Consider the following 459-nt stretch of genomic DNA (forward strand, 5'->3'; position numbering starts at 1 on the left):
ACGCAAGCTGCGCGCACTAGGCACGCCGTGATAGGATTTCCGATCGTGCGCGGGGGCGCCCAGCAAGGCGGCCCCGCCGAACCCGTGTCAGTACGGGGTAACCAGATTTCACACTTGAGGAGTTGAAGACATGGGTAAGGGTGACCGCAAGACCGCCAAGGGCAAGCGCTACAACGCCAGCTACGGCAACGCCCGTTCGCACACCGCGAGCAAGGTCGCCGTAGGCGCCGCCGCCCCGGTTGCCAAGAAGACCGTGGCCAAGGCTCCGGCGAAGAAGGCCGTGGCGAAGAAGGCCGTCGCCAAGGCCTGATCAGGCCGACCGACCGGTCCAAGGAAAACGCGGCGCCTGGCGCCGCGTTTTTTTATGCGCGTTCCTGCAGGGCCGAGCCCATGTTCGGCTGGCGTAATGCAGCCGAGCATGGGCTCGCTCTACAGGGAATTCAGCGCAAGGTCTGCTTC

The 459-nt window shown here is 64.9% G+C and carries 1 protein-coding gene; it reads left to right on the top strand.

Translation table 11 applies throughout. The features are described from left to right. The first annotated feature begins 130 nt into the window (after positions 1-130). Positions 131-310, top strand: coding sequence for a 30S ribosomal protein THX (locus tag KDL01_RS41940; protein ID WP_004150462.1), 180 nt, complete (start codon positions 131-133; stop codon positions 308-310). The last annotated feature ends 149 nt before the right edge of the window (positions 311-459 follow it).

Source organism: Actinospica durhamensis, assembly GCF_018139695.1.
GTDB lineage: Bacteria > Actinomycetota > Actinomycetes > Streptomycetales > Catenulisporaceae > Actinospica > Actinospica durhamensis.